This window comes from Streptomyces sp. NPDC005962, from assembly GCF_040629205.1.
Taxonomy (GTDB): domain Bacteria; phylum Actinomycetota; class Actinomycetes; order Streptomycetales; family Streptomycetaceae; genus Streptomyces.
On sequence record NZ_JBEXVE010000001.1, the window covers coordinates 376,406 to 400,676 of the forward strand.

At 71.5% G+C, this 24,271-nt stretch carries 24 protein-coding genes, 1 pseudogene and 1 riboswitch; of the genes and pseudogenes, 14 read left to right on the plus strand and 11 right to left on the minus strand.

Translation table 11 applies throughout. The features are described from left to right. The first annotated feature begins 179 nt into the window (after nt 1–179). The gene (locus tag ABZ370_RS01840; protein WP_358615077.1) at nt 180–1,193 is read left to right on the plus strand and encodes a carbohydrate-binding protein; all 1,014 of its coding nucleotides are present in this window, start codon (nt 180–182) and stop codon (nt 1,191–1,193) included. Nucleotides 1,194–1,309: 116 nt separating this feature from the next. On the opposite strand, the gene ABZ370_RS01845 is transcribed toward ABZ370_RS01840, so the two are convergent. The 3 genes and pseudogenes from ABZ370_RS01845 to ABZ370_RS01855 form a co-directional block, all read right to left on the minus strand. Beyond that, on the minus strand, nt 1,310–2,257 hold the full coding sequence (locus ABZ370_RS01845; protein WP_358615079.1) for a 1-phosphofructokinase family hexose kinase: 948 nt from the start codon (nt 2,255–2,257) through the stop codon (nt 1,310–1,312). Nucleotides 2,258–2,462: 205 nt separating this feature from the next. After that, complete coding sequence (gene nagA / locus ABZ370_RS01850; protein ID WP_358615081.1) at nt 2,463–3,629, minus strand: N-acetylglucosamine-6-phosphate deacetylase; 1,167 nt, start codon at nt 3,627–3,629, stop codon at nt 2,463–2,465. A gap of 170 nt (nt 3,630–3,799) precedes the next feature. Beyond that, nucleotides 3,800–4,714: pseudogene (locus ABZ370_RS01855) on the minus strand (ROK family protein); the annotation flags it as partial. 258 nt (nt 4,715–4,972) lie between these two features. Between ABZ370_RS01855 and ABZ370_RS01860 the strand changes: the two are divergent. The 3 genes from ABZ370_RS01860 to otsB all read left to right on the plus strand — a co-directional run bounded on the left by ABZ370_RS01860 (nt 4,973) and on the right by otsB (nt 7,402). Then, nucleotides 4,973–6,253: an extracellular solute-binding protein gene (locus ABZ370_RS01860; protein ID WP_358615083.1), complete on the plus strand. Its 1,281-nt coding sequence runs from the start codon at nt 4,973–4,975 to the stop codon at nt 6,251–6,253. Further along, nucleotides 6,250–6,483 carry a DUF3263 domain-containing protein gene (locus ABZ370_RS01865; RefSeq protein ID WP_358615085.1) on the plus strand — a complete coding sequence of 78 codons (234 nt, stop codon included), beginning with the start codon at nt 6,250–6,252 and terminating at the stop codon, nt 6,481–6,483. Before ABZ370_RS01860 ends, ABZ370_RS01865 begins: the two co-directional genes overlap by 4 nt. Nucleotides 6,484–6,562: 79 nt before the next feature. Then, a complete protein-coding gene (gene otsB / locus ABZ370_RS01870) occupies nt 6,563–7,402 on the plus strand; it encodes a trehalose-phosphatase (RefSeq protein ID WP_358615087.1) in 840 nt (279 codons plus the stop codon). A 550-nt stretch (nt 7,403–7,952) separates the two neighbouring features. Here the strand turns inward: otsB and ABZ370_RS01875 are convergent. Further along, nucleotides 7,953–9,491, minus strand: coding sequence for a trehalose-6-phosphate synthase (locus ABZ370_RS01875; RefSeq protein ID WP_358615089.1), 1,539 nt, complete (start codon nt 9,489–9,491; stop codon nt 7,953–7,955). 75 nt (nt 9,492–9,566) lie between these two features. Next, nucleotides 9,567–10,514, minus strand: a complete 948-nt coding sequence (locus tag ABZ370_RS01880) for a glucosyl-3-phosphoglycerate synthase (protein ID WP_358615091.1) — start codon at nt 10,512–10,514, stop codon at nt 9,567–9,569. A 175-nt stretch (nt 10,515–10,689) separates the two neighbouring features. Then, nucleotides 10,690–10,831: riboswitch (SAM riboswitch) on the plus strand. Nucleotides 10,832–10,848: 17 nt separating this feature from the next. On the opposite strand from ABZ370_RS01880, the gene thrC reads away from it, so the two are divergent. The 4 genes from thrC to groL all read left to right on the plus strand — a co-directional run bounded on the left by thrC (nt 10,849) and on the right by groL (nt 15,068). Next, on the plus strand, nt 10,849–12,138 hold the full coding sequence (gene thrC / locus ABZ370_RS01885) for a threonine synthase (RefSeq protein WP_358615093.1): 1,290 nt from the start codon (nt 10,849–10,851) through the stop codon (nt 12,136–12,138). Further along, nucleotides 12,135–12,410 (plus strand): MoaD/ThiS family protein, encoded by a 276-nt coding sequence (locus ABZ370_RS01890; protein WP_358615095.1) that lies wholly within the window; start codon nt 12,135–12,137, stop codon nt 12,408–12,410. Before thrC ends, ABZ370_RS01890 begins: the two co-directional genes overlap by 4 nt. 478 nt (nt 12,411–12,888) lie before the next feature. Further along, nucleotides 12,889–13,095 carry a cold-shock protein gene (locus ABZ370_RS01895; RefSeq protein ID WP_009716982.1) on the plus strand — a complete coding sequence of 69 codons (207 nt, stop codon included), beginning with the start codon at nt 12,889–12,891 and terminating at the stop codon, nt 13,093–13,095. 347 nt (nt 13,096–13,442) lie between these two features. After that, nucleotides 13,443–15,068, plus strand: coding sequence for a chaperonin GroEL (gene groL / locus ABZ370_RS01900; RefSeq protein WP_358615098.1), 1,626 nt, complete (start codon nt 13,443–13,445; stop codon nt 15,066–15,068). 112 nt (nt 15,069–15,180) lie between these two features. On the opposite strand, the gene murQ is transcribed toward groL, so the two are convergent. Beyond that, the gene (gene murQ, locus ABZ370_RS01905; RefSeq protein WP_358615100.1) at nt 15,181–16,134 is read right to left on the minus strand and encodes an N-acetylmuramic acid 6-phosphate etherase; all 954 of its coding nucleotides are present in this window, start codon (nt 16,132–16,134) and stop codon (nt 15,181–15,183) included. Nucleotides 16,135–16,222: 88 nt separating this feature from the next. Then, a complete protein-coding gene (locus ABZ370_RS01910; RefSeq protein ID WP_358615102.1) occupies nt 16,223–17,155 on the minus strand; it encodes a MurR/RpiR family transcriptional regulator in 933 nt (310 codons plus the stop codon). Nucleotides 17,156–17,266: 111 nt separating this feature from the next. Between ABZ370_RS01910 and ABZ370_RS01915 the strand changes: the two genes are divergently transcribed. Together ABZ370_RS01915 and ABZ370_RS01920 are read left to right on the plus strand one after the other, a co-directional pair. Then, a complete protein-coding gene (locus ABZ370_RS01915; RefSeq protein ID WP_358615104.1) occupies nt 17,267–17,623 on the plus strand; it encodes a hypothetical protein in 357 nt (118 codons plus the stop codon). After that, entirely contained in the window at nt 17,623–17,895 is a 273-nt protein-coding gene (locus ABZ370_RS01920) for a DUF4031 domain-containing protein (RefSeq protein WP_358615106.1), read from the plus strand. Before ABZ370_RS01915 ends, ABZ370_RS01920 begins: the two co-directional genes overlap by 1 nt. An 11-nt stretch (nt 17,896–17,906) precedes the next feature. On the opposite strand, the gene ABZ370_RS01925 is transcribed toward ABZ370_RS01920, so the two are convergent. Together ABZ370_RS01925 and ABZ370_RS01930 are read right to left on the minus strand one after the other, a co-directional pair. Further along, nucleotides 17,907–19,139 (minus strand): Cmx/CmrA family chloramphenicol efflux MFS transporter, encoded by a 1,233-nt coding sequence (locus ABZ370_RS01925; RefSeq protein WP_358615108.1) that lies wholly within the window; start codon nt 19,137–19,139, stop codon nt 17,907–17,909. Between the two features lie 266 nt (nt 19,140–19,405). Beyond that, on the minus strand, nt 19,406–19,738 hold the full coding sequence (locus tag ABZ370_RS01930) for a hypothetical protein (protein ID WP_358615110.1): 333 nt from the start codon (nt 19,736–19,738) through the stop codon (nt 19,406–19,408). A gap of 171 nt (nt 19,739–19,909) precedes the next feature. On the opposite strand from ABZ370_RS01930, the gene ABZ370_RS01935 reads away from it, so the two are divergent. Further along, complete coding sequence (locus ABZ370_RS01935; protein ID WP_358615112.1) at nt 19,910–20,740, plus strand: helix-turn-helix transcriptional regulator; 831 nt, start codon at nt 19,910–19,912, stop codon at nt 20,738–20,740. After that, entirely contained in the window at nt 20,737–20,961 is a 225-nt protein-coding gene (locus ABZ370_RS01940) for a DUF397 domain-containing protein (protein ID WP_358615114.1), read from the plus strand. Before ABZ370_RS01935 ends, ABZ370_RS01940 begins: the two co-directional genes overlap by 4 nt. Nucleotides 20,962–20,971: 10 nt before the next feature. Here ABZ370_RS01940 and ABZ370_RS01945 read toward each other — a convergent pair whose 3' ends face one another. Next, nucleotides 20,972–21,871: a LysR family transcriptional regulator gene (locus ABZ370_RS01945; protein ID WP_358615116.1), complete on the minus strand. Its 900-nt coding sequence runs from the start codon at nt 21,869–21,871 to the stop codon at nt 20,972–20,974. 112 nt (nt 21,872–21,983) lie between these two features. On the opposite strand from ABZ370_RS01945, the gene ABZ370_RS01950 reads away from it, so the two are divergent. Then, entirely contained in the window at nt 21,984–22,415 is a 432-nt protein-coding gene (locus ABZ370_RS01950) for an SDR family oxidoreductase (RefSeq protein WP_358616010.1), read from the plus strand. 39 nt (nt 22,416–22,454) lie between these two features. On the opposite strand, the gene ABZ370_RS01955 is transcribed toward ABZ370_RS01950, so the two are convergent. Further along, nucleotides 22,455–23,102 (minus strand): hypothetical protein, encoded by a 648-nt coding sequence (locus ABZ370_RS01955; protein WP_358615118.1) that lies wholly within the window; start codon nt 23,100–23,102, stop codon nt 22,455–22,457. 59 nt (nt 23,103–23,161) lie between these two features. On the opposite strand from ABZ370_RS01955, the gene ABZ370_RS01960 reads away from it, so the two are divergent. Continuing rightward, a complete protein-coding gene (locus tag ABZ370_RS01960; RefSeq protein WP_358615120.1) occupies nt 23,162–23,890 on the plus strand; it encodes a copper homeostasis protein CutC in 729 nt (242 codons plus the stop codon). Nucleotides 23,891–24,271: the final 381 nt, after the last annotated feature.

Below are 24,271 nucleotides of genomic sequence, written 5' to 3' on the forward strand. Positions count from 1 at the left end.
GCTCCGATCGGGGTACGCTGCGTCGATGCGGCCCTGCCGCCGACAGTGAACCGATCATGAATATTGGCCATCCGGACAGCCCACGCCCTGTTGAGGCCCTGTCGGCCCTGATATGAGCTGTCGTGGCGCGTACGCACACCTGAGCGCCGATGGCCATATGCATAGGGGAGTGACCAGGGATGACGGCCGGCAACAACGGCTCGGACACACCGGAGAACGACGACCCGTTCGCCTATCTGTACCGCTCGGAGGGCGATCAGGGCGGCCAGTCGGGTCAGCCGGGTCCCGCCCGTACCGGTGGGTATGGCTACCCCGGTCCGGCCGCCCCGCACCAGCCGGGGGTGCCGCGCACTTCGTACAACCACGTCCGCGCGGTCGGTGAGCGCAACTACGGCCAGCAGATCCCGAACCAGCAGCCGCAGGGCTACGGGCAGCCGGGACAGCAGGGCCAGCAGGGACACGGCCAGCAGGGCCAGCAGCCCTACGGTCGGCAGAACGCCCACTACGCCGCCCCCGAGACGCTGCCCGGCGGCGGCAGCCCCCGTCAGCCCGGCGCCTCGCGCGGTGGCGGCGGTGGCCGAGGCCCCAACAGCCGGGGGCTGCTGATCGGCGCCATCGCCGTGGTCGCGGTGGTCGTCGTCGGCATCGGCGTCGCGATGATCACCAACGGTGATGACGAGAAGGGCGACCAGGGCAACCAGGCGGGCGGACAGCCCACGGCGGGGTCCAGCGTCGAGCCCAGCGACAAGCCGGAGCCCTCCAAGAAGCCCGGCGGCAAGCTGCCCACGGAGGACGCGGCCAACATGTCGCTCGGCGGTGGCGCGGCCCCGGCGAGCGACATCAAGGGCGCCGAAGCCAAGGGCGGCACGTACGTCGGCGGCTTCAACAACCCCGGCGCCTCGGCGACCTGGGACGTGGACGTCGACCGCGCCAAGTCCTACCGGCTGTACGTGCACTACGGCGTGCCCGGCGAGGACCAGAGCATGTCGCTGACGGTCAACGGCAAGAAGTCGACCCGGCCGATCAGCATGAAGAACTTCTCGAACGCGCCCAAGGGCGACTTCGAGAAGGGGTGGACGACCTCGTGGTCCATCGTCCAGCTCAGCCAGGGCAGCAACACGATCACCCTGTCCTGCGGCGACGGCGACAAGTGTGACGTCAACCTCGACCAGATGTGGCTGAAGAAGGGCTGACGTCGGACGCGGCGGCGGGGTCGTCCCGCCGCCGCACGCGGATGCGTCAGCCCCTCAGGCCGCTGTGGCCGCCGTGGGGTGCCTCGGCCTCAGACCGCCGCCGGGTGCCTCACCCCTCAGAGCGCCGTCGGGTGCTCGGTTACCTCGATCCGGCCCAGCAGCTCCGCGTAGACCGCCGGGTCGAACTCGCCCGCCGCCGGTGCCCGCACGGCCGCCGCCGAAAGGGCCACCGCGCGCGCTATCCGCTCGGGCCAGGGCACCTCGTCCACCAGCCCGGACAGCAGCCCCGCCACCGCCGCGTCCCCCGCGCCCGTCGGATTGCCCTTCAGACGCTCCGGCGGGACCGCGCGCCAGGCACCCTGGGCGGTGATCGCGAGCAGTCCGTCCGCGCCGAGCGAGGCGGCCACCGCGCGCGCCCCGCGCCGCCGGGCGTCGCGTGCGGCGCGCAGCGGCTCGGTGGAGCCGGTGAGCCCGGCCAGCTCCTCGGCGTTCGGCTTGACGATGTCGGGGCGGGCGGCGACGCCGCGGCGCAGCGGTTCGCCGCTGGTGTCCAGCAGGGTGGGGACGCCCGCCGTCCGGGCCTCGCGGATGAGCTGGGCATACGTACCGACCGGGACGCCCGGCGGCAGGCTGCCGCACAGCGCGACCGCCGAGGCCTCGCGCAGCAGCCGCGCGTAGGCGTCCATGAAGGCGGCCCATTCGGCGCCGGTGACGGCGGGTCCGGCCTCGTTGAGCTGGGTGGTGTCGCCCGACGCTGTGTCGACGACGCCGAGGGTGCGCCGGGTGCTCCCGGCGATCGGCACCAGCGCGTCGGTGATCCGCCCGGGTGCTCGCGCCGGTTCGTCCGCGGCGAGCAGCTCGCGGACCACCGTGCCGGTCACCCCTCCGGCGAAGCCGGTGACGGTGGTGTGGTGCCCGAGGGCGGCGAGGACCCGCGCGACGTTGATGCCCTTGCCGCCGGGCCGTTCGGTGACCTCGGTCACGCGGTGGCCGGTGTGGGGGCGCAGTCGGGGCACCCGGTAGGTGATGTCGAGGGCGGTGTTGAGCGTGACCGTCAGGATCACCCGGCATCTCCTCTCCCGTCCCCCCGCCGGACGGAGATTCCTGTGCTGAAGCGTGTGGCCGGGGGCCGTGCGGCGCCCGCGCGTGAGCGATCATGTCAAAGGCGCGGCGTCCGTCCCAGCCTTTTGGGATGACCGGGACGCCCAATCATGGCGCGGAATCGGCCAATTGAGGTCAGCGCGGCGGCGTTGCCCAGGGGGTGTCCGCCTAGCCGGGGTCGACCACCCAGTCGCCGCGCCGCATCACGCCCCGCGGCCGGAAGTCCGCGTCGAGGACGACGAGATCCGCGTCCTTGCCCGCCTCCAGCGACCCCACCCGGTCCGCCAGCCCCAGCACCCTCGCGGGGGTCGTGGACAGCGCCCGGACCGCCTGGTCCACGCCGAGGCCGTCGACCGTGACGGCCCGCCGGAAGGCGTGGTCGAGGGTGAGGGTGGAGCCCGCGATGGACCCGGCCGTGGGTCCGTCGCTGATCCGCGCCACGCCGTCCTTGACCTCGACCTCCATCGGGCCGAGCGGATAGCTTCCGTCGCTCATGCCCGCCGCGCCCATCGCGTCGGTGATGAAGGCGACCCGGTCCGCGCCCGCGCGCCGGAAGGCGAGCTGCAGCACGGCGGGGTGCAGATGCGTGCCGTCGTTGATCAGCTCGACGGTGATCCGCTCGTCCTCCAGCAGCGCGGCCACCGGGCCGGGCTCGCGGTGCAGCAGCGACGGCATCGCGTTGAACAGGTGGGTCGCCACGGTCGCGCCCGCCTCCACGGCGTCCCGGGTCGCCTCGTACGTCGAGTCGGTGTGGCCGACGGCCGCCAGGACGCCGCTGTCGGCCAGCAGCCGGACGGACTCCAGCCCGCCCGGCAGCTCGGGCGCGAGCGTCATCATGCGCGCGGTGCCGCGCGCCGCGTCGATCAGTTTGCGTACGTCCGCCGGGTCGGGGTCGCGCAGCAGCGACGGCTGGTGGGCGCCGCAGCGGTGCGGGGAGATGAACGGGCCCTCGAAGTGGACGCCCGCCAGCTCGCCGTCCTCGGTCAGCTCGGAGAGGACCGCCGCCTGCCGGGCGAGGTCGTCGAGGTCGCCGGTGACGGTGGAGGCGAGCATCGTGGTGGTGCCGTGCGCGCGGTGCGTCCGGATGACGGTCAGCGCCTCCTCGGCGGTGCCCGTGGAGAACGAGGCGCCGCCGCCGCCGTGCAGATGGATGTCCACGAAGCCGGGGACGATCCAGCAGCCGGACAGATCGCGTACGGCATCCCCGTCACGTCCGGGGTCGCGGTCGTGTGCCGTTCCCGCGATGCGGGTGCCCTCGACCGTCAGCGTCGCGTCCGTGACCACCCCGGACGGCAGCGCCACCCGGGCGCCTGTGAGAACCGTTCGCTGGATCATCAGCCGGATACCTCCGTGGACTGCGCGGGCTGCGCGTGGGGTGGTGAGGGGGACGTGGGCGACTGCGCGGGCTGTTCGGCCTGTGCGGCGGGCTGTGCGGCGTGCGCGGCTTGCTCGGTCTGCCCGGCGTGCTCGGCCTGTGCGGCGTGCTCTCCCTGCTCCGCCTGCTCGGCGACGAGGTCCCAGGCGAGCAGGCTCGCGCCCAGGCATCCGGCGGTGTCCCCGAGGGCGGCGGGGACGATGCGGGGGAGCTTCTGGAACGTGATCCGCTCCTCGACCGCCGCGCGCAGCGGGGTGAACAGCGTCTCCCCGGCCTCGGCGAGCCCGCCGCCGATGATCAGCAGCTCGGGGTCCAGCAGGGTGAGGGCGGTCACCAGACCGTCGGCGAGCGCGCCGGTCGTCTCCCGCCACACCGCCACGGCCCGCGGGTCGCCGGACTCGACGGCCTTGGCGCAGTCGGCCGCGTCGGCGCCGGGTCCGCCCCCGGCCGCCGCCCAGGCGCGGCCTACGGCGGCAGCCGAGGCCAGCGTCTCCAGGCAGCCGGACTGGCCGCAGCCGCACCGGGCGCCGCCGGGCCGTACGACGATGTGGCCGACCTCGCCGGAGGAGCCGTTGGCCCCGGGTTCGAGACGGCCCTCGATGCCGATGGCGCCCGCGATCCCGGTGCCCACCGACACGAACAGGAACCGGTCGGCGCCCCGGCCCGCCCCCAGCCGCCCCTCGGCCAGCCCGCCCGTGCGGACGTCGTGCCCGAGGGCGACCGGGACGCCGCCCAGCCGCTCGGACAGCAGCGCGCGCAGCGGTACGTCGCGCCAGCCGAGGTTGGCGGCGAAGACGGCGACGCCGCGCTCCTGGTCCAGTACGCCGGGCACACCGACCCCGGCGGCCGCGGCCGGTTCGCCGAACCGCCGCTCGCCGAGGGCGCGCAGCTCGGCGGCGAAGTCGAGGATCGCGCCGACGACGGCATCGGGGCCGTGCTCCCGCCCGGTGGGCCGCCTGGCCTCGTGGAGGAGTGTGCGGTCCGCCCCGACCAGGGCGGCCTTCATGCCGGTGCCGCCCACATCGAGGGCGATGACGTGTCTCACGGGGGACAGTCTCCCGCGATCCCCCTCAAGAGGTCTAGTCCACTCGCCGGGCGGGTCCCCTGTACGAGTAAGCGAGTTGTGATGACGTGACGCATCCCACGTAGGGGTATGCGATACGTCTGACCTGGCAAGAAGAGGCCCGATACCGAAGCGATACGCCCACGGTGTAGACCTTGTGGAGGTTTACAAGGCAAACTCGCTCGACCTTCGCGAGAGGCATCGCGGAGGATGAATCAAGCCATAGGGTGGGAAATCGCAGTGCAGCGGCGACGGTTCTTGAGTCTGACGACGGCTGGGGCCGCGACGGCGGTGGCGATGCCCACCCTGTCGGCGTGCGGAAGCGATAGCTCCGGATCGGACGGGAACGTCCTGAAGGTGGTCGCGGCGGATTACGGCGACAGCGCCGAGAACACCTCCCAGAAGTACTGGGACAAGCTGGCCCGGGCCTTCGAGGCCAAGGACGGCGGTACCAAGGTCGACGTCAAGGTCTACAGCTGGACCGAAGTCGACAAGAAGGTCGCCGAGATGGTCAAGGACGGCGACAGCCCGGACATCGCGCAGATCGGCGCGTACGCCGACTACGCCGCCGCGGGCAAGCTCTACCGCGCCGACCAGATGCTCTCCATCCCCACCCAGGCCGCGTTCATCACCTCGATCGCCCAGGCGGGCGAGGTCAGCCGGGTGCTGTACGGGCTGCCCTTCGTCTCCAGCGCACGGCTGCTCTTCTACAACAAGAAGCTGTTCGACGAGGCGGGCATATCCGCCGCGCCCAAGAGCTGGGCGGAGCTGAAGGACGCCGCGCGCAAGCTCAAGTCGGCCGGGGTGAAGATGCCCTACGGGCTTCCGCTCGGCCCCGAGGAGACGCAGGCCGAGACCCTGATGTGGATGCTCGGCGGCGGGGGCGGCTACACCGACACCAACGGCAGCTACACCATCGACTCCACCGCCAACATCGAGACGTTCGAATGGCTGCGGGACGAGCTGGTCGGCGAGGGCCTCACCGGCCCGCGCTCCCCGGCCCGCACCAACCGCCAGGACGTCTTCAACGCCTTCACCCGGGGCGAGGTCGGCATGCTCAACGGCCACCCCACCCTGATGCGGCAGGCGTCCGGCCATGACATCGAGTACGCCACCGCCCCGCTGCCCGGCCGCGACGGCAAGTCGTCCTCGACGATGGGCGTCGCCGACTGGCTCATGGCCTTCAATGCGAACGGGAGACGGAAGCAGATCGGCGACTTCCTCGACTTCGTCTACCAGGACAAGAATGTGCTCGACTTCGCCGACCAGTACGATCTGCTGCCGGTCACCACGTCCGTCTCCGCGACGATGCGGCGGGAGAAGGAGCACAAGAAGCTGTGGCGCTTCCTCGATCAGATGGACAGGGCCCAGTTCTACCCGGCGGACAAGACCTCCTGGCCGACCATCAGCAAGATGGTCAAGGAGAAGATCGGCTCGACGGTGACCAGCGGCGGGGACCCGGCGAGCGTCCTCGGCGAGATCCAGCGCACGGCGGACGCCATGGAGACGGCCAACTCGTGACCACCGAACCACTCTCCGAGCAGGACCTGGCCGTGCTCGCCGTGGAGCGCGGCGGCTGGCCGGGCCCGGGCGCCAAGGAGCGGGCCATACGGGAGCGGCTCGGCATCACCCCGACCCGCTACTACCAGCTGCTCAACGCCCTGCTGGACGACCCCCGCGCGCTGGAGCACGACCCGGTGACCGTCAACCGCCTCCGCCGCCTACGGGACGAACGCCGCGAACGCCGCTGAGTTCCCGGGTTCGTTCCCGGGTGGCCGACGCTGGTCGTCGGTACGGGTGGTGGCGGACGGGTGCGGGTAGGGTCGCCGCATGGGCAGCCACCCCCTTCCCGTACCCGTCACCGCCGCCGGACGTCAGGGCCTCGCCGCCCTCCTGGAACGGCCCGACCGGGCCGTCGTCGGGGTCGACTTCGACGGCACCCTCGCCGACATCGTCCCCGACCCCGACCAGGCCCGCGCCCACCCCGGCGCCGTCCCGGCCCTCTCCGCCCTGGGCCCCCGGCTGCGCTCCCTCGCGGTGATCACCGGCCGCCCGGCCGAAGTCGCCGTCCGCTACGGCGGCTTCGGGGGCGGCGGGGCCCCGGCCAACCTCGTCGTCCTCGGCCTCTACGGCGCCGAGCGCTGGGACGCGTCCAGCCGCGCGGTCCAGGCCCCCGAACCGCACCCCGGCATCGCCGCCGTCCGCTCCGAACTGCCGGGCGTCCTGGCGGCGAACGGCGCGTGGCACGGCACCTGGACCGAGGACAAGGGCCGCGCCGTCGCCGTCCACACCCGCCGCACCGAGGACCCCCAGGCCGCCTTCGACCAGCTCCGCGCCCCGCTGAACGCGCTGGCCGAGCGCCACGGCCTGATCGTCGAACCGGGCCGGCTGGTCCTGGAACTGCGCCCGCCGGGCATGGACAAGGGCGTCGCGCTGCTGGAGTACGTCCGCGAGACGTCCGCGGGCGCGGTGCTCTATGCGGGCGACGACCTCGGCGACCTGGCCGCGTTCGCGGCGGTGGAGCGGTTGCGGAAGGAAGGGGTGCCGGGCGTGCTGGTGTGCAGCGGCAGCACGGAGGTCACGGCACTGGCGGAGCGCGCGGACCTGGTGGTGGACGGCCCGGCGGGGGTGGTGGCCCTGCTGAAGTCACTGGCCGAGGCAATGCCCTGAGCTTTCCCCACCCCGCCCCTTCCCGTAACCAGGGGGCAGGCCCCTGCACCCCCACCCGCCCTGCCGTCGGCGGGGTGACGCCGCTCGGCGACGAGGCGCGGGACCCGCGAGCTGTGTCGGGGCTGGCGGCGCTGGGCGTGGCGGGGCGCTGAGTGTCCCCGACCCCGCCCCTTCCCGTAACCAGGGGGCAGGCCCCCTGGACCCCCGTCGCTGGTGGGCGCGACGCCCCCGCGCGTGAGCGCCGGGCTGGTGCCCCGGCGTCGGGAAGGCGCGGGCGAAGCCCGGCGGGCGGCGCCCGGGATGGACTGGGGTGGAGCCGGGGAACGGTGCCCCGGCGGTTTGCCCTGGCGGCGCTCTGCTTGTCGGCGACGGTTCAGGGTGAGGTCCGCTGGGTGGCGTTCGGGGCGGAGCCCGCGCACTGTGCCCGGGTCTGGGCGGAGCCCGGTGGTGGTTGGCGGTGTGCTCGCACGGGGTCCGGGGCGGAGCCCGGGGAATCGGGGTGCCGGGGTCCGGGGCGGGCCCCGGTTTCGGGGAGGGGCGGGGTGGGGCCCTAGGCCTGTTGCTCCAGGGCTCGCAGCTGGGTGAGGAACCAGTCTCGGGGTGGGAGGGCTGTGGCTGCCGCTGCCAGGCGCTTTGTGCGGTCCGTGCGGTCGGCGTCCGGGGTTCGCAGGGCCTCGTCGAGGGCGCGGGCGGTGCCCTCGATGTCGTACGGGTTCACCACCACCGCGTCCGCGCCCAGCTCCTCGTACGCCCCCGCCTCCCGGGACAGCACCAGCACGCAGCCCCGCTCGGAGACGACCGGGATCTCCTTGGCGACCAGGTTCATCCCGTCCCGGATGGGGTTGACGAGGGCGACGTCGGCCAGCCGGTACGCGGCCAGCGAGCGCGCGAAGTCGTCCTTCACATGGAGCGCGACCGGCTGCCAGCCCTCCGTGCCGTACTCCGCGTTGATCTCCTCGGCGAGCACCCGCACCCGCTCGGTGTAGTCGCGGTAGACGGCGAGGTCCTGGCGCGACGGGTAGGCGAAGGCCACGTGGACGACGCGCTCGCGCCACTCGGGGCGGGTCTGCAGCAGACGGCGGTACGCCAGCAGCCCGCGCACGATGTTCTTGGACAGCTCGGTGCGATCCACCCGGACGATCGTCTTCCGGCCGGGGCCGATCTGCTCGCGCAGCGCCGCCAGCCGCTCGTCCACGTCGGCCGCCCGCGACCGCTCCCGCAGGAAGTCGGCGTCGGCGCCGAGGCCGTGGACCCCGAGCCGGGTCTCCCGGCCCTCGAAGCGCACGGCGGCCGCGGCGCCGTCCGGCCCCCGGACGACCTCCGCGCCCAGCACCGCCGCGCAGCAGTCGGCGAACGCGGCGGCCCAGCGCCCGGTGAGGAAGGCGGCGCGGTCGCCGCCGAGGATGCCGCGCAGTACGCCCGCGGCGACGTCGTCCGGCAGCAGCCGGTAGTAGTCCGGGGGCGCCCAGGGGGTGTGCGAGAAGTGGCCGATCCGCAGGTCGGGGCGGCGGGCCCGGAGCAGCCCGGGGACCAGCGCCAGGTGGTAGTCCTGCACCAGCACGACCGCACCCTCGGCCGCCTCCTGGGCGAGCGCGTCGGCGAAGGCCGCGTTGTACGTCTCGTACGCCGCCCACTGGGCGCGGAACTCCGCGTCGAAGACCGGCTCGACCGGGGTCTGGTAGAGCAGGTGGTGGACGAACCACAGCACCGAGTTCGCGACGCCGTTGTACGCCGCGGCGAAGACATCCGGCGCGATGTCCAGCATCCGCACCTGCTGGCCGCCGGTGTGGGCGGTGGGCAGGTGGCCGGTCCCGTCCTGCGGGGATGTCCGGTGTGGCGGTACCTGCTGGCCGCCGGTGTCGGCGGTGGGCAGGTGGCCGGTCCCGGCGCGCCGCGCCGCCTCGCGGTCGCCGTCGCCGAGCGCGGCGCACACCCAGACCGCTCCCGCGTCGGGCCCGATCGCGCTCAGCCCGGAGACCAGCCCGCCGCCCCCGCGATTGGGGGTGAGCGAACCGTCCTCGCCCAGCGCGTACGAGACCGGGCCGCGGTTGGACGCGACGAGGATCGGTGCGCTGCGCTCAACGGCCATGTCGCGAGCCTAGCCATCGGGCACCGCGCGCAAACGTACGTACGGTTTCTTATGCCCGCGAGGGTTACGTGAGGGCTACGCCGCGCGCCGCTCCGCGTACTCCGGGATCTCGATCATCGGCGGCCGCTCCTCCGTGTCCACCTCCCAGGTCCGCGGCTCGAAGCCGTTCTCGCCGCGCTCGAACTGGGTCAGCCGCGGCCGCACCAGATGGCCGCGGGCCAGCCGCAGCTGGGCGGTGCGGTAGATCGCCGCGGCCATCCGGCCGAGCGCCTTGCCGTCCTGGTGCCGGTGCTTGCGTACGCCGATGTCGACCTGGGCGAGGGCGTCGAGCCCGACCGTGTGCAGCGAGTCGACGAGCAGGCCCAGCTCGACCCCGTACCCGACGGGGAACGGCAGCCGCTCCAGCAGCGAGCGCCGGGCCGCGTACTCGCCGCCCAGCGGCTGGACGAACCCGGCCAGCTGCGGCCAGTGCAGGTTGAGCAGCGGCCGGGCGACCAGCTCGGTGACGCGTCCGCCCTGGCCCGCGGTGTCCCGCAGCGGCCGGTCGTACATGCCCTTGACCAGCTGCACCCCGGGCTCGGTGAGCAGCGGCCCGATGATCCCGGAGACGAAGCGCGCGTCGAATTCGCGCAGGTCGGCGTCGATGAAGCAGACGATGTCGCCGCTGGTCGGCAGCAGCGACCGCCACAGCACCTCGCCCTTGCCGGGCAGCGCGGGCAGCCGGGGCAGCAGCGCGTCGCGGTGCACCACCCTCGCCCCGGCGGCCGCGGCGACCTCGGCGGTGCGGTCCGTGGAACCGGAATCCAGCACCACCAGCTCGTCGACGAGCGGCACGGCCTCGGTCATCAGATCGCGGCGGATCGCGGCGGCGATCTCGCCGACGGTCGCCTCCTCGTTCAGCGCGGGCAGCACCACACTGACGCTCGCCGCCGTGTCGCGCTTCGCGGCCAGCAGGCGGTCCAGCGGACGGTCGTCGGCCGACCAGGAGCGGCGCTCCAGCCAGCGCTCCACCTCATCCAGCACCTGTTTTGTCTCCCTGCTGTGATCGCTCGGAGTGATCGTTGTGATCCATCTCGCGGTTCGGACGGCTGGCTCAACCCTCCGGGCCGTCGGTTACAGTCTTGAACAGCGCACATGACCTTCGTATGTCGGGGGCACCGTGCGGACAAACGCCCCGGGTCCGGCCCGGCGGCCATACCGCTCATCCAGAGGGGCAGAGGGAACGGCCCGTTGAAGCCCCGGCAACCATCCAGCCGGTCTCGCGTTCTGTAGCGAGGCTCCCGGCTCGGGAAGGTGCCAATTCCGTCTCGTGGCGAAATGCGTCCCGAGGAAGATGAGGAGAAAGGGCCTCGCCTCCATGGCTGTGCAATCCGTCGAAAGCTCAACCACTTCCGCTGCCTCCGCTTTCGGCCCCGCCGTCGCCCTGTCCTGCCGCGAGTGCGGTGAGCGCTTCGATCTCGGCCCGATCTTCGCGTGCGAGTCGTGTTTCGGGCCGCTGGAGGTGGCGTACGAGCTGCCCGGCGGCGACCCGGAGGGGCTGCGGAAGCAGATCGAGGCCGGTCCCGACAACATCTGGCGCTACGCGCCGCTGCTGCCCGTCCCCGCCGACGTGGCCACCTTCCCCAGTCTGAGCCCGGGCTTCACCCAGCTCGTCAAGGCCGACCGGCTCGCCCGTGAGCTGGGCATCACCGGTGAGCTGCACGTCAAGGACGACTCCGGCAACCCGACCCACTCCTTCAAGGACCGGGTCGTCGCCATCGCCGTCCAGGTGGCCCGCACGTTCGGCTTCACCACCCTCTCCTGCTCCTCCACCGGCAACCTGGCCGGCGCGGTGGGAGCCGCGGCCGCCCGTTCCGGCTTCCGCTCGTGCGTGTTCATCCCGCACGACCTGGAGGCGGGCAAGGTCGTCATGGCCGCCGTCTACGGCGGTGAGCTGGTCGGCATCGAGGGCACGTACGACGACGTCAACCGCTTCTGCAGCGAGCTGATCGGCGACCCCGTGGGCGAGGGCTGGGGCTTCGTCAACGTCAACCTGCGGCCGTACTACGGCGAGGGTTCCAAGACCCTGGCGTACGAGATCTGCGAGCAGCTCGGCTGGCGGCTGCCGGACCAGATCGTCATCCCGATCGCCTCCGGCTCCCAGCTCACCAAGATCGACAAGGGGCTCAAGGAGCTGATCAAGCTCGGTCTGGTCGAGGACAAGCCCTACAAGATCTTCGGCGCCCAGGCCGAGGGCTGCTCCCCGGTCTCCACCGCCTTCAAGGCGGGCCACGACGTGGTGCGCCCGCAGAAGCCGAAGACCATCGCCAAGTCGCTGGCCATCGGCAACCCGGCGGACGGCCCGTACGTCCTCGACATCGCGCGCCGCACCGGCGGCGCGGTGGAGGACGTCACCGACGAGCAGGTGGTCGACGCGATCAAGCTGCTCGCCCGCACCGAGGGGATCTTCGCGGAGACCGCGGGCGGCGTGACCGTCGGCGTGACCAAGAAGCTCATCGAGGACGGACTGCTCGACCCGTCCCTGACGACCGTCGTCCTCAACACCGGCGACGGCCTCAAGACCCTCGACGCGGTGGCCCCCACCACGGGCCCCTCCGCCATCATCCGCCCCACCCTTGACTCGTTCCGAGAGGCAGGCCTCGCATGAGCGTCAACGTCCGAATCCCGACCATCCTGCGTACCTACACCGGCGGCCAGGCCGAGGTCAGTGCCGAGGGCGCGACCCTCGCCGAGGTTCTGGCGGACCTGGAGAAGAACCACACGGGCATCGCGGCCCGCGTCCTGGACGACACCGGCAAGCTGCGCCGCTTCGTGAACGTCTACGTCAACGACGACGACGTGCGGTTCTCCGAGGGCCTGGGCACGGCCACGCCGGACGGCGCCGGGGTGTCGATCATCCCCGCGGTCGCGGGTGGCTGACCCTGCCGTTGCGCGTGGCTGACCCCGCCGTCGCGGCTGGTTGCTGACGCCCCATCACCCCGCTCACCTGAGGAAATCGCCCCGTCCGGGAACAAGCGGACGGGGCGATTCCGTGTGTGGAATCGCGATAGAGTTGGCCCCGCTTCCCCAACGGGCCCGAGTTCACTCCTCCGCCCCGGCACCGGAACCGCATATGAGAACTCGTCAACTTGTGCGCAAAGTGTGTGCGCGATTTGTCGGGTTGGTACCCTCTGCCCCGCCGGACTTGCCCGAAATTCACGGTACTTCTCCACTTTTTACCGATCGGCCGTGCCCAGAATTCTCGTCCAATTGACCTGTTGCAGAGGGCGTTGGGACGGATACATTCAGCGGCGGTCGACGCGTTCCGGCGCACACCTCCCTCGACTCGGGGGGTGAGGTCTGACCCGGGTCCGCGGAGTGCGGTCCTGCGCAAGGGCCAGCAATAGGGGAGTTAGGAATGGCTCAGGGCACCGTCAAGTGGTTCAACGCGGAGAAGGGGTACGGCTTCATCGCGGTCGACGGTGGTGCGGATGTGTTCGTCCACTACAGTGCGATCCAGATGGACGGTTACCGCACCCTCGAGGAAGGCCAGCGGGTCGAGTTCGAGATCTCGCAGGGCCAGAAGGGCCCGCAGGCGGACATGGTCCGCGTGGCCGTAGGCTGACGCGCCGAACGCGAGGCAGCTGACTGAAACGCCGGAGGGCCCGTACCCCGTGAGGGGGCGGGCCCTCTGGCATGTCCCGGGGCCGCCGAGCCTCTTCCGGGGCCCCTCCGCCGCTCCTCCTCCGCCTCCCCGCCGCCTCTCTTGACGCCCGTCGGGCGCTTGCACTCTCATGGGGCGAGTGCTAATTATTGCGTTAGCACTCTGAAGGTGAGAGTGACAGAAGGATCGGGTCGGTGAGGCAAGCCGACGCCGCGCGGGGCAAGGAACCGCACGGTAGGCAGGCCGTCCGTCGCGGGCGCCAGGCGCGGTCCGGAGCAATCCACCCCGTCTTGGGAGGACCACTTCACATGGCCAAGATCATCGCGTTCGACGAGGAGGCGCGGCGCGGCCTCGAGCGCGGGATGAACCAGCTCGCCGACGCCGTCAAGGTCACCCTCGGCCCCAAGGGCCGTAACGTCGTCCTCGAGAAGAAGTGGGGCGCCCCCACGATCACCAACGATGGTGTTTCCATCGCCAAGGAGATCGAACTCGAGGACCCGTACGAGAAGATCGGCGCCGAGCTGGTCAAGGAGGTCGCGAAGAAGACGGACGACGTCGCCGGTGACGGCACGACGACCGCGACCGTCCTCGCCCAGGCGCTGGTCAAGGAGGGCCTGCGGAACGTTGCCGCGGGCGCCAACCCGATGGCCCTCAAGCGCGGCATCGAGAAGGCCGTCGAGGCCGTCTCCGCCCAGCTCCTTGAGCAGGCCAAGGATGTGGAGACCAAGGAGCAGATCGCCTCCACCGCCTCCATCTCCGCCGCCGACAGCCAGATCGGCGAGCTCATCGCCGAGGCGATGGACAAGGTCGGCAAGGAAGGCGTCATCACCGTCGAGGAGTCGCAGACCTTCGGGCTCGAGCTTGAGCTCACCGAGGGCATGCGCTTCGACAAGGGCTACATCTCCCCGTACTTCGCGACGGACATGGAGCGCATGGAGTCGTCGCTCGACGACCCGTACATCCTGATCGTCAACTCGAAGATCACCAGCGTGAAGGACCTCCTCCCGCTGCTCGAGAAGGTCATGCAGTCCGGCAAGCCGCTGCTGATCATCGCCGAGGACATCGAGGGCGAGGCGCTGGCGACCCTGGTCGTCAACAAGATCCGTGGCACCTTCAAGTCCGTGGCCGTCAAGGCTCCGGGCTTCGGTGACCGCCGCAAGGCCATGCTCGGCGACATCGCCATCCTCACCGGTGGCACCGTCATCTCCGAGGAGGTCGGCCTCAAGCTGGAGAACGCGGGTCTCGACCTGCTCGGTCGCGCTCGCAAGGTCACCGTCACCAAGGACGAGACCACGATCGTGGACGGCGCGGGCGACACCGACCAGGTGCAGGGCCGCGTCAACCAGATCCGCGCCGAGATCGAGAACTCGGACTCGGACTACGACCGCGAGAAGCTCCAGGAGCGCCTGGCGAAGCTCGCGGGCGGCGTGGCCGTCATCAAGGCCGGTGCCGCGACCGAGGTCGAGCTCAAGGAGCGCAAGCACCGCATCGAGGACGCGGTGCGCAACGCCAAGGCCGCCGTCGAGGAGGGCATCGTCGCCGGTGGTGGCGTGGCCCTGCTCCAGACCGTCTCGGTCTTCGAGAAGCTGGAGCTCGAGGGTGACGAGGCCACCGGTGCCCAGGCCGTGCGCCTGGCCCTGGAGGCCCCGCTGAAGCAGATCGCCATCAACGCCGGCCTCGAGGGCGGCGTCGTGGTGGAGAAGGTGCGCAACCTGACTCCGGGTCACGGCCTCAACGCCGCGACCGGCGAGTACATCGACCTGATCGCCGAGGGCATCATCGACCCGGCCAAGGTCACGCGCTCCGCGCTGCAGAACGCCGCGTCGATCGCCGCGCTGTTCCTCACCACCGAGGCCGTCATCGCCGACAAGCCCGAGAAGTCCGCTCCGGCGGGCGCCCCGGGCGGCATGCCGGGCGGTGACATGGACTTCTGATCGGCTTCGGCGCCCCGCGCGCCGGTCGGTCGTACCGTCCAGTGACGACGGCGGGGCGGCACCCTTTCTCCGAGGGGTGCCGCCCCGCCGCCGTTTTTTGGGCTTTTAAGGGCTACGGATTGGCCGCTTCGAGGGCGGCCCGCAGATGGCCGTTCGCCTCGCCGAGCAGCTTCCCGGCGGTGGGCGCGTCCACGCCGCCGAGGATCGTGAGGATGGCGTTCTTGGCCTCCCAGTCGGTGGCCGTCAGCGCGCTCTCGATCTGCTCGTCCGTGGCGCCGGTGGCCAGCGCGACGATGCGGCGGGTGCGCGCCTGGAGCTTCTCGTTCGAGGCACGCACGTCGACCATCAGATTCCCGTAGGTCTTGCCCAGCCGGATCATGGTGATGGTCGAGACCATGTTGAGCACGAGCTTCTGCGCCGTGCCCGCCTTGAGCCGGGTCGACCCGGTCAGCAGCTCCGGTCCGACGACGACCTCGATGCCGTGGTCGGCGGCCGCGGCGAGCGCCGAGCCCGCGTTGCACGACAGCCCCACGGTGAGCGCCCCCCGGCGGCGGGCGTGCTCGACGGCGCCCACGGCGTACGGGGTGCGGCCGGAGGCCGAGACGCCCACGACCGCGTCGTCCGGGCCGATCCCGATCCGGTCCAGGTCCTCGGCGGCCAGCTCCGCGCTGTCCTCCGCCCCCTCCACGGACGACACCACGGCGTCCGCCCCGCCCGCGATCATGCCGACGACCCGGTCCGGCCGGGTGTTGAAGGTGGGCGGGCACTCGCTCGCGTCGAGCACCCCGAGCCGCCCGGCGGTGCCCGCGCCCGCGTAGACCAGCCGCCCGCCGCCCGCCATACGCGCGGCGATACCGTCGATGGCGGCGGCGATCCGGGGCAGCTGGGCGGCGACGGCGGCGGGGACCCCGGCGTCCTCGGCGTTCATGATGCGGGCGATCTCGACGGTGCCGAGCCGGTCGATCTCGGCGAGCTCGGGGCGGAACGCCTCGGTGGTGAGGGTCTCCAGCTGGGCGCGGAGCTGGTGCTGCTGCTTCTGCTGTTGCTGATCGGCGGCGGAAGTCATGGCGAAGCGGCTCTTTCCTGCGTAAGCGTGACGGTGGGGGAGGGCGGTGCGGGTCCCGCGGCGTGCTTCGGCTCAGCGGTGGCTCGGCTCAGCGGTGGCGGGGGCGGGGATCGTGCCGGTGCGCGAGGGCCTCGTACGAGGCGGACAGGGCGGGCGCCGCACTCTCGTACGTGCGCTGCGCCACGCCTATGAACAGGCAGTCCACCACCAGCAGCTGGCTGGTGCGGCTGGACATGGCCGCCGGGCGCAGCTCGCTCTCGCGCGCGGTGGAGGTGGTGAGGACGAGGTCCGCGTACTGCGCGATCTCGCCGTCCGGGCGGCCGGTGATCGCGATGGTGGTCGCCCCGCGCTCGAAGGCGACGCGCAGCGGCTCGATGACGTCCGTCGTCCGCCCCGAATGGGTGATCGCGAGGGCGACGTCGTGGGAGTGCAGCTGGACGGCGTTGGTGATGGCCTGGTGCGGATCGGCGTGCGCGTGCGCGATCAGCCCGATCCGCAGCAGCTTCTGGACCAGATCCTGGGCGACCAGGTTCGACGCGCCCACGCCGTAGACGTCGATCCGGCGGGCGGCGGCGACGGCGGCGACCGCGGCCTCGACCTGGCCGGGGTCGAGCCCGGCGGCGGTGTCGGCCAGACACTGCTGCTCTTCCTGGGCGAGCTTGGCGATCACGTCGCCGATCGGGTCGTCGACCGCGATGTCCGCCGTGACGGCCGGTGCCCGGCCCGCCGCCTGCTGTGCGGCGAGCGCGGCGAGCGCGAGGCGCAGATCGCGGTATCCGGGGTAGCCGAGCAGCCGGGAGGTGCGGACGACGGTGGCTTCGCTGGTGCCGGTGCGCTCGGCCAGCCCGGTGACGGTGAGCGCCGCGCAGCCCGCTGGATCGCCCGCGACGGCCTCGGCGACGCGCTGCATCGAGCGGGTCATGGAGGGACCCAGGGTGCGGACCTTCGCCGCGAGGGCGGCGGGGGCGGGCACGGCGGGGTCGGTGAGGGGAGTGAAAGTTTCCTTCAACTTACTGCTCACATCTGAAAACTATTTCCGGCCACGAGGTCAGTCAAGACCGCGCGCGCTGCCATTACCGGCACTTCCGGTGCTGGAAGGCGGCGCGACGAAGCAAAGGTGACAATGGGACCCATGAAGCTCGAACACGCACTGCACGCGGCACGGGCGCTCGTCCTGGCCGACCTCGCGGCGGGAGACGTCGCTCAAGCCGACATCGTCTCGCTCGTCGAGGACGCCATCACGCACCGCCGCTGGTGGGTCGAGCAATGGCCGGAAGGCGTGACGTACGTCGCCGGGCTGGTCGCCCAGGACGTCCAGGACTCCCTGCTGGAACGCTACGGCCGCTGGCCCCTGTGCCCCGTCTGCACCACGGGCGGCGACCTCCACGCCCTCGACGTACAACCCGAACTGGGCCCCGACCCGCACTGGGTCTGCGGCAAGACGGCGGTCGCGGTGGCCCGGGTGGGGCGGCTCGGGACCACCCTCTGATGGCTGTACTGATCGACCCGCCCTCGTGGCCGGGCCACGGCCGTATGTGGTCCCACCTGGTGAGCGACGTCTCGTACGACGAGCTCCACGACTTCGCCACCCGCATCGGCGCCCCGCGCCGCGGCTTCGACCGCGACCACTACGACGTCCCGAGCGACCTCTATGCGCGGGCGGTGCGGGCGGGTGCGGAGGAGGTCGGCAGCAAGGAGCTGCTGCGAAGGCTCACGGCGGCGGGCCTCCGCCGCCGCCGGGCGCCTACGGCGCGCGGCTGACCGGACCCGAGTCAGCGAGACGCCTTCGGGGCCGCCTCCGCCTCGCGCGCGGACGTGGTGGCCTGACCGGCCGCGATCACGCGGGACGCCCCCTCCGCGCGATGCAGCCGGGCCGCGATCGCCGTCGTCACGATGCCCGTCCCGGCCAGGCCCGCGCCCGTCCAGGCCACGGCCGGGTAGCCCCAGCCCGCGCCGATGACCAGGCCGCCGAGCCAGGGGCCCACCGTGTTGCCGATGTTGAAGGCGGACGTCGTGGTCGCGCCCGCGAGCGTCGGGGCGGCGTTCGCGACGTTGAACATACGGGCGTTGAGCGCGGGCGCGGTGAAGAAGGCGGTGAAGCCGAGCAGCAGCGCCAGGCCCACGGCGGCGACCGGGCTGTGCGCGGTCAGCGCCAGGACGCTCAGCACCACCGTCGAGGCGGTGATGCCGCCGTACATCGTCCCGAAGAGGTGCGCGTCCGCGATCCGCCCGCCGACCGCCGTACCGATCAGCGCGCCCACCCCGAACAGCGCCAGCACGGTCGGCACCCAGCCCTCGTCCAGCCCGGCCACGTCCGTGAGCAGCGGCGAGAGGTACGAGAACAGGCAGAAGACCGCGCCTCCGCTCAGCGCGGTGCTGACCAGCGCCAGCCAGACCTGCCGGTCGCGGTAGATGCGCAACTCGGCCCGCAGCCTTGGCCTGTCCTCCCCGGTCGGCACCTCCGTACGCGGTACGAGCGCGACCACTCCGATCAGCCCGATCACCGACAGCCCGGCCACCGCCCAGAAGGCGGCGCGCCATCCCGCGTTCTGCCCCAGGAACGCCCCGGCCGGAACCCCCGCGATGTTCGCGACGCTGAGCCCGCCGACCATCACCGCCATGGCCCGCGCCCGCGCGTTCACGGGCACCAACGACACGGCCACCGCCGCCCCCACGGCCCAGAACCCGGCACACGCGAGCGCGCTCACCACCCGCGACGCGAACAGCACCCCATACGACGGCGCCACCGCCCCCGCCACCTGCCCGAGCCCGAAGACGGCGAGCAGCGCGATCAGCGTCGTCCGCCGAGGCAACCGCAACGTAGCCGCCGCCAGCAGCGGCGCCCCGACCACCATCCCGATGGCGAACGCCGATATCAGCAGCCCGGCCGTGGGGATCGTCACCCCCATGTCCCGGGCGACGGGTTGCAGCAGCCCGGACAGCATGAACTCCGAGGTCCCGAGAGCGAAGACGGACAGGCCAAGTACATAAACGGCGATGGGCATGCCGACGTCAACGCCCCGACGGGGCCCGCCATTCCTCGCCGCCCGGCGCGTTCCCCATCTCCCGAACGTTCACTCGAAGTAGTGGCGTGGCGGCTGCGACCTGGCGGTGTCACGGAGAGTGATGAAGAATCGAGATGCGAGCCCGCCAAGGGGAGGCGGGCGTTGAGGCATCACAGGGGGGAGTGATCACTATGACGGAATGGCAGATCGGCCACGCCCAGGAGTGGACCGTCCGCCGCCGCCCTGGACTGTCGCAAGCCGATCCGCTACCCGGGCCGTCGATCGGGATGATCGCCGTCCAGCTCGTCGGTGCCGTCCTCGACATACGAGAGGAGCCGCCCACCCCTGCTCTCGGCGACGCGCAACGCATCCCGCAACGCCTCGGTCAGTCGGCAGGCCAGGAAGCGAAGCTCCACGACGCCGACTTTGTCGTTGGTGAGCAACGCTTGGGAGTGCTGCAGCAGTTGGGCGCCCATGCCCAGTTGCAGTGTCTCGACCTGGTCTGCCTTCCGGCTCAACCGGCTGTTGTCGTCGTCCGTCGACAAGTAGCAGGGCTTGCCCTCCGGGCCGGACCACGGCAGGAGGCGTAGGCCGTTCATGACATCAGCTCCACTCAGCTGTTCCCGGCAGCCCCAAGTGGGCACCGTATGTAGTCAATTGGTCACCAGGGAAACGCGTCAGCCAATAGAATGAGACGCCTTGAATCGCAGTGCGCAAGTCTGCGAGCTGCCGCGATGCTGGCCGTGATCACATAGCGAGAGGTCACGGCATTGGACGAGACGACCCCATCCGCGAACTTGAATCCGCTCCAGCGCTTCGGCCGTGACGTTAAACAGGTGCGTCTCGCCCGCAAGCTCACGCAGAAGCGCCTGGGCCAGGCCGCCGGATACTCGGAGGCGTACGTCAGCAGGGTGGAGGCGGGGAAGCTCCTGCCCAGGCCCAGCGACAAGTTCGCGAAAGGCTGCGACACCGCGTTCGGCACGGCCAACCTGTTCGCGGACATGCTCCGCAGGATCGACGAGGGCGATCACCCCTCGTGGTTCACCCCGTATCTCAACCTGGAGCGCAAGGCGTCGCGAGTGCTGGACTACTCGGCGAACCTCGTGATCGGCATTCTGCAGACGGAGGACTACGCGGAGGCCGTCTTCCGCGGCTACTTCTCGAAGGAGGAAGCCGAGGCGATCGAGGGCAAGGTCGCCACGCGGCTGAGTCGGCGTGAGGTGTTCGAGGGGGAGGCTCCGCCGTACCTCTGGGCCATCCTGAACGAAGCGTGCCTGCGAACGGCCGTCGGCGGTGCCGAGGTCATGAGCGGTCAGCTTGAGTATCTGCTGACGGCTGCCGCGTCACCTCATGTCACGCTTCAGGTCCTGCCGTTCTCGGCAGGCGTTCCGACTTCCTCCCCGGAGCCCTTCACCGTGCTGCGCTTCCCGGACTCGCCCACGGTGCTCTACACCGAGACCCGGGTAGGAGGAAGAATGCACGATTCTCCTCAGACGGTCGCTGCCGCCCTGGATGACTATGATCTGCTCAGGGCAAGTGCGCTGTCCCCGGATCGATCAAAGGCCCTGATCAAGACTCTGGCGAAGGAGTACCGCACATGAGTGCCGACTTGGATCTCACCGCTGCCGAGTGGGTCAAGTCTTCGTACAGTGGCGCCAACGGCGGCCAGTGCGTGGAGTTTTCCCGCACCTTCGCCCGGACCCACGGCGCCGTCCCTGTCCGCGACTCCAAGAACCCGCACGGGCCGACGCTGAGCTTCCCGGCAGAGGGCTGGGCGTCGTTCGTCTCCGCCCTCATACGCGGAGCGTTTGCTGCCGATTGACCCAGGAGCCTCAGAGGTCGCACGGATAAGCCGGGGGCACGTCGGCTGGCGGTTGGGGCATGTGGTGACGGTGGGCCGCCACGGTCGTTGCGATCCTGACGAAGGCCTCGACGTGCCGCGAGGGAGCGGTCGGTGGCCACGCGACGACCAGGGTGCTGGGGACTGCGTCGAGGACGGGCACACGTACGAGGTCGGGACCCAACGACTCCGCGAAGGACCGTGGCAGGACCGCGATGGTGCGTCCGAGGGCGACCAGCTGCGCCAACTGGGTCAAGTCGGTGACTTCGGGCCCGGTCGCTCCATCGGCTGCCAGGCCGTGCCAGCGGGGCAGCGTCTCGCCTTGCAGGTCGACGCTGCGCAGACTCGCTCGCTGTGCCAGGCGGTGCCAGTGGGGCAGCACTGCTACGCGTTGCTCGACCGTCAGCGTCCTGGACTCGAGCCTGTCGATGTTCTCGTGCGGGGTGTGCAGCAGTGCCACGTCCGCGCGTCCGTCACGCAGCAGGTTCGCCCGATCAGCCACACCGCCGAAGAGGACCTCCACGGCCGGAGCATCTGGCTCTTGCTCGTAACAGGCGAGAATGTCGGGCAGAAGACCGCCGTCACCCCCTGGTTTCACCACCAGCCTGAGGCGCGCGTCGGGCTTGCCCGCCTGCTGGGCGTGACGGGCCGCGGCCAGCACCATGTCCAGCGCTTGCCGCCCCTCTTTGAAGAGAACCTCCCCAGCCGGGGTAAGGGAGACGCGGCGACTGCTGCGTTCCAGCAACCGGACACCGAGCCGATGTTCGAGTTGCCGGATCGCCTTCGACAGCGCCGGCTGAGCGATCACGAGCCGCTCGGCGGCACGACCGAAATGCAGTTCCTCGGCGACGGCGAGGAAGTATTCCAGCTCCCGCGTCTCCAATCGATCCATTCCTGAAGGTTATCGATGAGGCGGTGGATCGGTCTTGGACGAGCGCCGAACTCCGGTGATGTCATTGGGTACATGACCAACCACGCAACACGAAAGACCGCTCTACGCCGGGATCACCGACGGCGACGCCCAAGTGGCCGACGTGTCAACCGAGACATTCAATCGGGTCATGGTGACCAACGCGCTCAGCCCCATGCGCGTAGTAGAGGCACTTCAGGACGTCGTCCCGCCGACCGGCACGATCGGGGTCATGTCGTCGCGTCAAGGGAGCCTCACACTCAACGACAGAGCGGGACACGAGATCTACCGGGCCAGCAAGTCCGCGCTCAACCAGCTGATGCGCAGCTTCGCCGCGCGCCACGCCCACGATCCACGCACCATCCTGCTCCTCTGCCCCGGCTGGGTGCGGACCGAGCTGGGCGGTCCGGATGCACTCCTGACGATCGCAGAGAGCGTTCCTGGAGTCGTGGACACGATCGAGAAGCACGCCGGTGACGGAGGCTTGCACTTCGTCAACTACCAGGGCCAGACCGTGCCGTGGTGAACGTGGTGAAGTAGCGGGATCGCCAGTGGGCGGTACGCGTTACGCGCCCAGCAGCTCCAGCTCCGTCGTCATATTGCGGCGGGCTGCTTGCTCCCAGCGGTCGTGGGCGATCGGGGTGCGGAACAGGCGGGGGAGGCCCAGGAGGTGGCGGAGGACGTTGGCGCGGCCTTCGCGGAAGGTGTTGTCGGGGACGAAGGAGTACTCCTCGCGGACCGCTGCCGCGTACGCGCTGTAGGCCTCGGGTGGGCCTGCCAGTACCGCGAGGTCGGCGTCGCAGAGGACTTCGCCGTTGCTGTCGCCCTCGGCGGGGTCGTGGTCGGTGGTGAGGCGCACGAGGCGGGCGGTCTCGGTCACGCGGGCCTCCGGCACGCCTGCCTCCGGAAGGGCGCGTTCGGCGAGGCGGGCGCTGCGGTCCTCGTTGTTCGAGCGGTCGGGGAGGTAGACGGCGTCGTGGAACCAGGCGGCCAGGCGGATCGCGGCGGGGTCCGGTGCCTCGGTGTGTTCCAGGAGTTCGTCCACGCGGTCCAGGACCGCGATCAGGTGGTCGGTGGTGTGGTACCGGCGCTGGGGTTCGGCCCAGCGGGAGAGGAGGTCGTGGCCGTAGGGAGCCGGGTCGGGGGTGGTGGTGTCGCGGGCGCTGTCGAGCAGGAGCGCCCAGCGGGTGAGGAGCGCGGGGTGGTCGGACATGGGCCCATTGTGAAGGGGTGCGGGTTGCGGCGGGCGGGTGGTATGGCAAGCTATGCAGCATGTCTAGACCAATTCTCGAGGTTATCGCCCTCCACCCGGAGGACGCGATCGCGGCAGAGGCCGGAGGGGCGGACCGTCTTGAGCTGGTCACCGACATGGCCGCCGACGGGCTGACGCCTTCCCGGGAGACCTTCGCCGCCGTCCGTTCGGCGGTGGATCTGCCGGTGCGGGTGATGCTCCGGGCGTCCGATGGGTTCGCGGCGGGGGACCCCGCGGCCGTCGACGGGCTGTGCCGCAAGGCCGCCGCGCTGTATGCGGAGGGGGCGGACGAGTTCGTGCTCGGCTTCCTCGCCGCCGACGGTCTGGCCGACCTGGCCGCCGTCGCCACGCTCGTCGAGGTCATCGGCCCCGGGGTGGGCGTGGACGAGAGCCGCTGGACCTTCCACCGGGCCATCGACCGCGCCGCCGATCGCGATGTGCTCCGTCGGCAGCTGGCCGGGCTTCCCGGCCTGGACACGTATCTCACCGCCGGTTCGGCACACGGCGTCGACCACGGCCTGTCGACCCTCCGGGCCGAGGCCGCGCGCACGGGTGCGCCGGGGTACGAGGCGCGGATCATGGTCGGCGGCGGCCTTCGCCTCGACCACCTCCCCGAGCTGCGCGCCGCGGGCATCACCGCCTTCCACATCGGCAGCGCGGCCCGGCCCGGTGGATGGCACGGGTCGGTGGACGCGGCCGCCGTCGGGCAGTGGCGTCTCGCCCTCGACGCCCCGGTGCCGGTGGGCTGAGGCGCGCTCGGAGTTGCCGGTTTCTGGGGGCTGAGGCCTTTGGAGCATGGGGGCGGCCCGCTCCCGCCCCGGCCCGTCCGCCCGCCGCCGGGTCGCGGTGGGTGACGGTGGGGGCGCCCCGTCCCCATGCAACACCTGCCGCCGGGCGGGGCGGTGTCGCTGGGCTGTGGTTGGCGACGGCGGCCACTCGCCCTGGCGCCCGGGACTGTTGCCCGGCCGGGGCGCACCCCACTCCCGCCTGGCGCTCCGCCGCCGTGCGACACCTGCCGCCGGGCGGGGGTGGTGTCACCGGCGGGAGGGGGACGGGGTCGGAGGGGTGGGGTGCTGGACGATGACGTGTATTTGTGGCGCCTACTCCCGGCCCACTTCACGTTCTTCGGC

Bases quoted from the DNA above. Each gene is read 5' to 3' on its own strand.
- otsB (WP_358615087.1), top strand. From the start codon at position 6,563: ATGGGCAGCCACCCCCTTCCCGTACCCGTCACCGCCGCCGGACGTCAG.
- ABZ370_RS01960 (WP_358615120.1), top strand. From the start codon at position 23,162: ATGTCTAGACCAATTCTCGAGGTTATCGCCCTCCACCCGGAGGACGCG.
- ABZ370_RS01955 (WP_358615118.1), bottom strand. From the start codon at position 23,102: ATGTCCGACCACCCCGCGCTCCTCACCCGCTGGGCGCTCCTGCTCGAC.
- ABZ370_RS01920 (WP_358615106.1), top strand. From the start codon at position 17,623: ATGGCTGTACTGATCGACCCGCCCTCGTGGCCGGGCCACGGCCGTATG.
- ABZ370_RS01875 (WP_358615089.1), bottom strand. From the start codon at position 9,491: ATGGCCGTTGAGCGCAGCGCACCGATCCTCGTCGCGTCCAACCGCGGC.
- thrC (WP_358615093.1), top strand. From the start codon at position 10,849: ATGGCTGTGCAATCCGTCGAAAGCTCAACCACTTCCGCTGCCTCCGCT.
- ABZ370_RS01890 (WP_358615095.1), top strand. From the start codon at position 12,135: ATGAGCGTCAACGTCCGAATCCCGACCATCCTGCGTACCTACACCGGC.
- murQ (WP_358615100.1), bottom strand. From the start codon at position 16,134: ATGACTTCCGCCGCCGATCAGCAACAGCAGAAGCAGCAGCACCAGCTC.
- ABZ370_RS01940 (WP_358615114.1), top strand. From the start codon at position 20,737: ATGAGTGCCGACTTGGATCTCACCGCTGCCGAGTGGGTCAAGTCTTCG.
- ABZ370_RS01945 (WP_358615116.1), bottom strand. From the start codon at position 21,871: ATGGATCGATTGGAGACGCGGGAGCTGGAATACTTCCTCGCCGTCGCC.
- ABZ370_RS01895 (WP_009716982.1), top strand. From the start codon at position 12,889: ATGGCTCAGGGCACCGTCAAGTGGTTCAACGCGGAGAAGGGGTACGGC.
- ABZ370_RS01930 (WP_358615110.1), bottom strand. From the start codon at position 19,738: ATGAACGGCCTACGCCTCCTGCCGTGGTCCGGCCCGGAGGGCAAGCCC.
- ABZ370_RS01915 (WP_358615104.1), top strand. From the start codon at position 17,267: ATGAAGCTCGAACACGCACTGCACGCGGCACGGGCGCTCGTCCTGGCC.
- nagA (WP_358615081.1), bottom strand. From the start codon at position 3,629: ATGATCCAGCGAACGGTTCTCACAGGCGCCCGGGTGGCGCTGCCGTCC.
- ABZ370_RS01925 (WP_358615108.1), bottom strand. From the start codon at position 19,139: ATGCCCATCGCCGTTTATGTACTTGGCCTGTCCGTCTTCGCTCTCGGG.
- groL (WP_358615098.1), top strand. From the start codon at position 13,443: ATGGCCAAGATCATCGCGTTCGACGAGGAGGCGCGGCGCGGCCTCGAG.
- ABZ370_RS01840 (WP_358615077.1), top strand. From the start codon at position 180: ATGACGGCCGGCAACAACGGCTCGGACACACCGGAGAACGACGACCCG.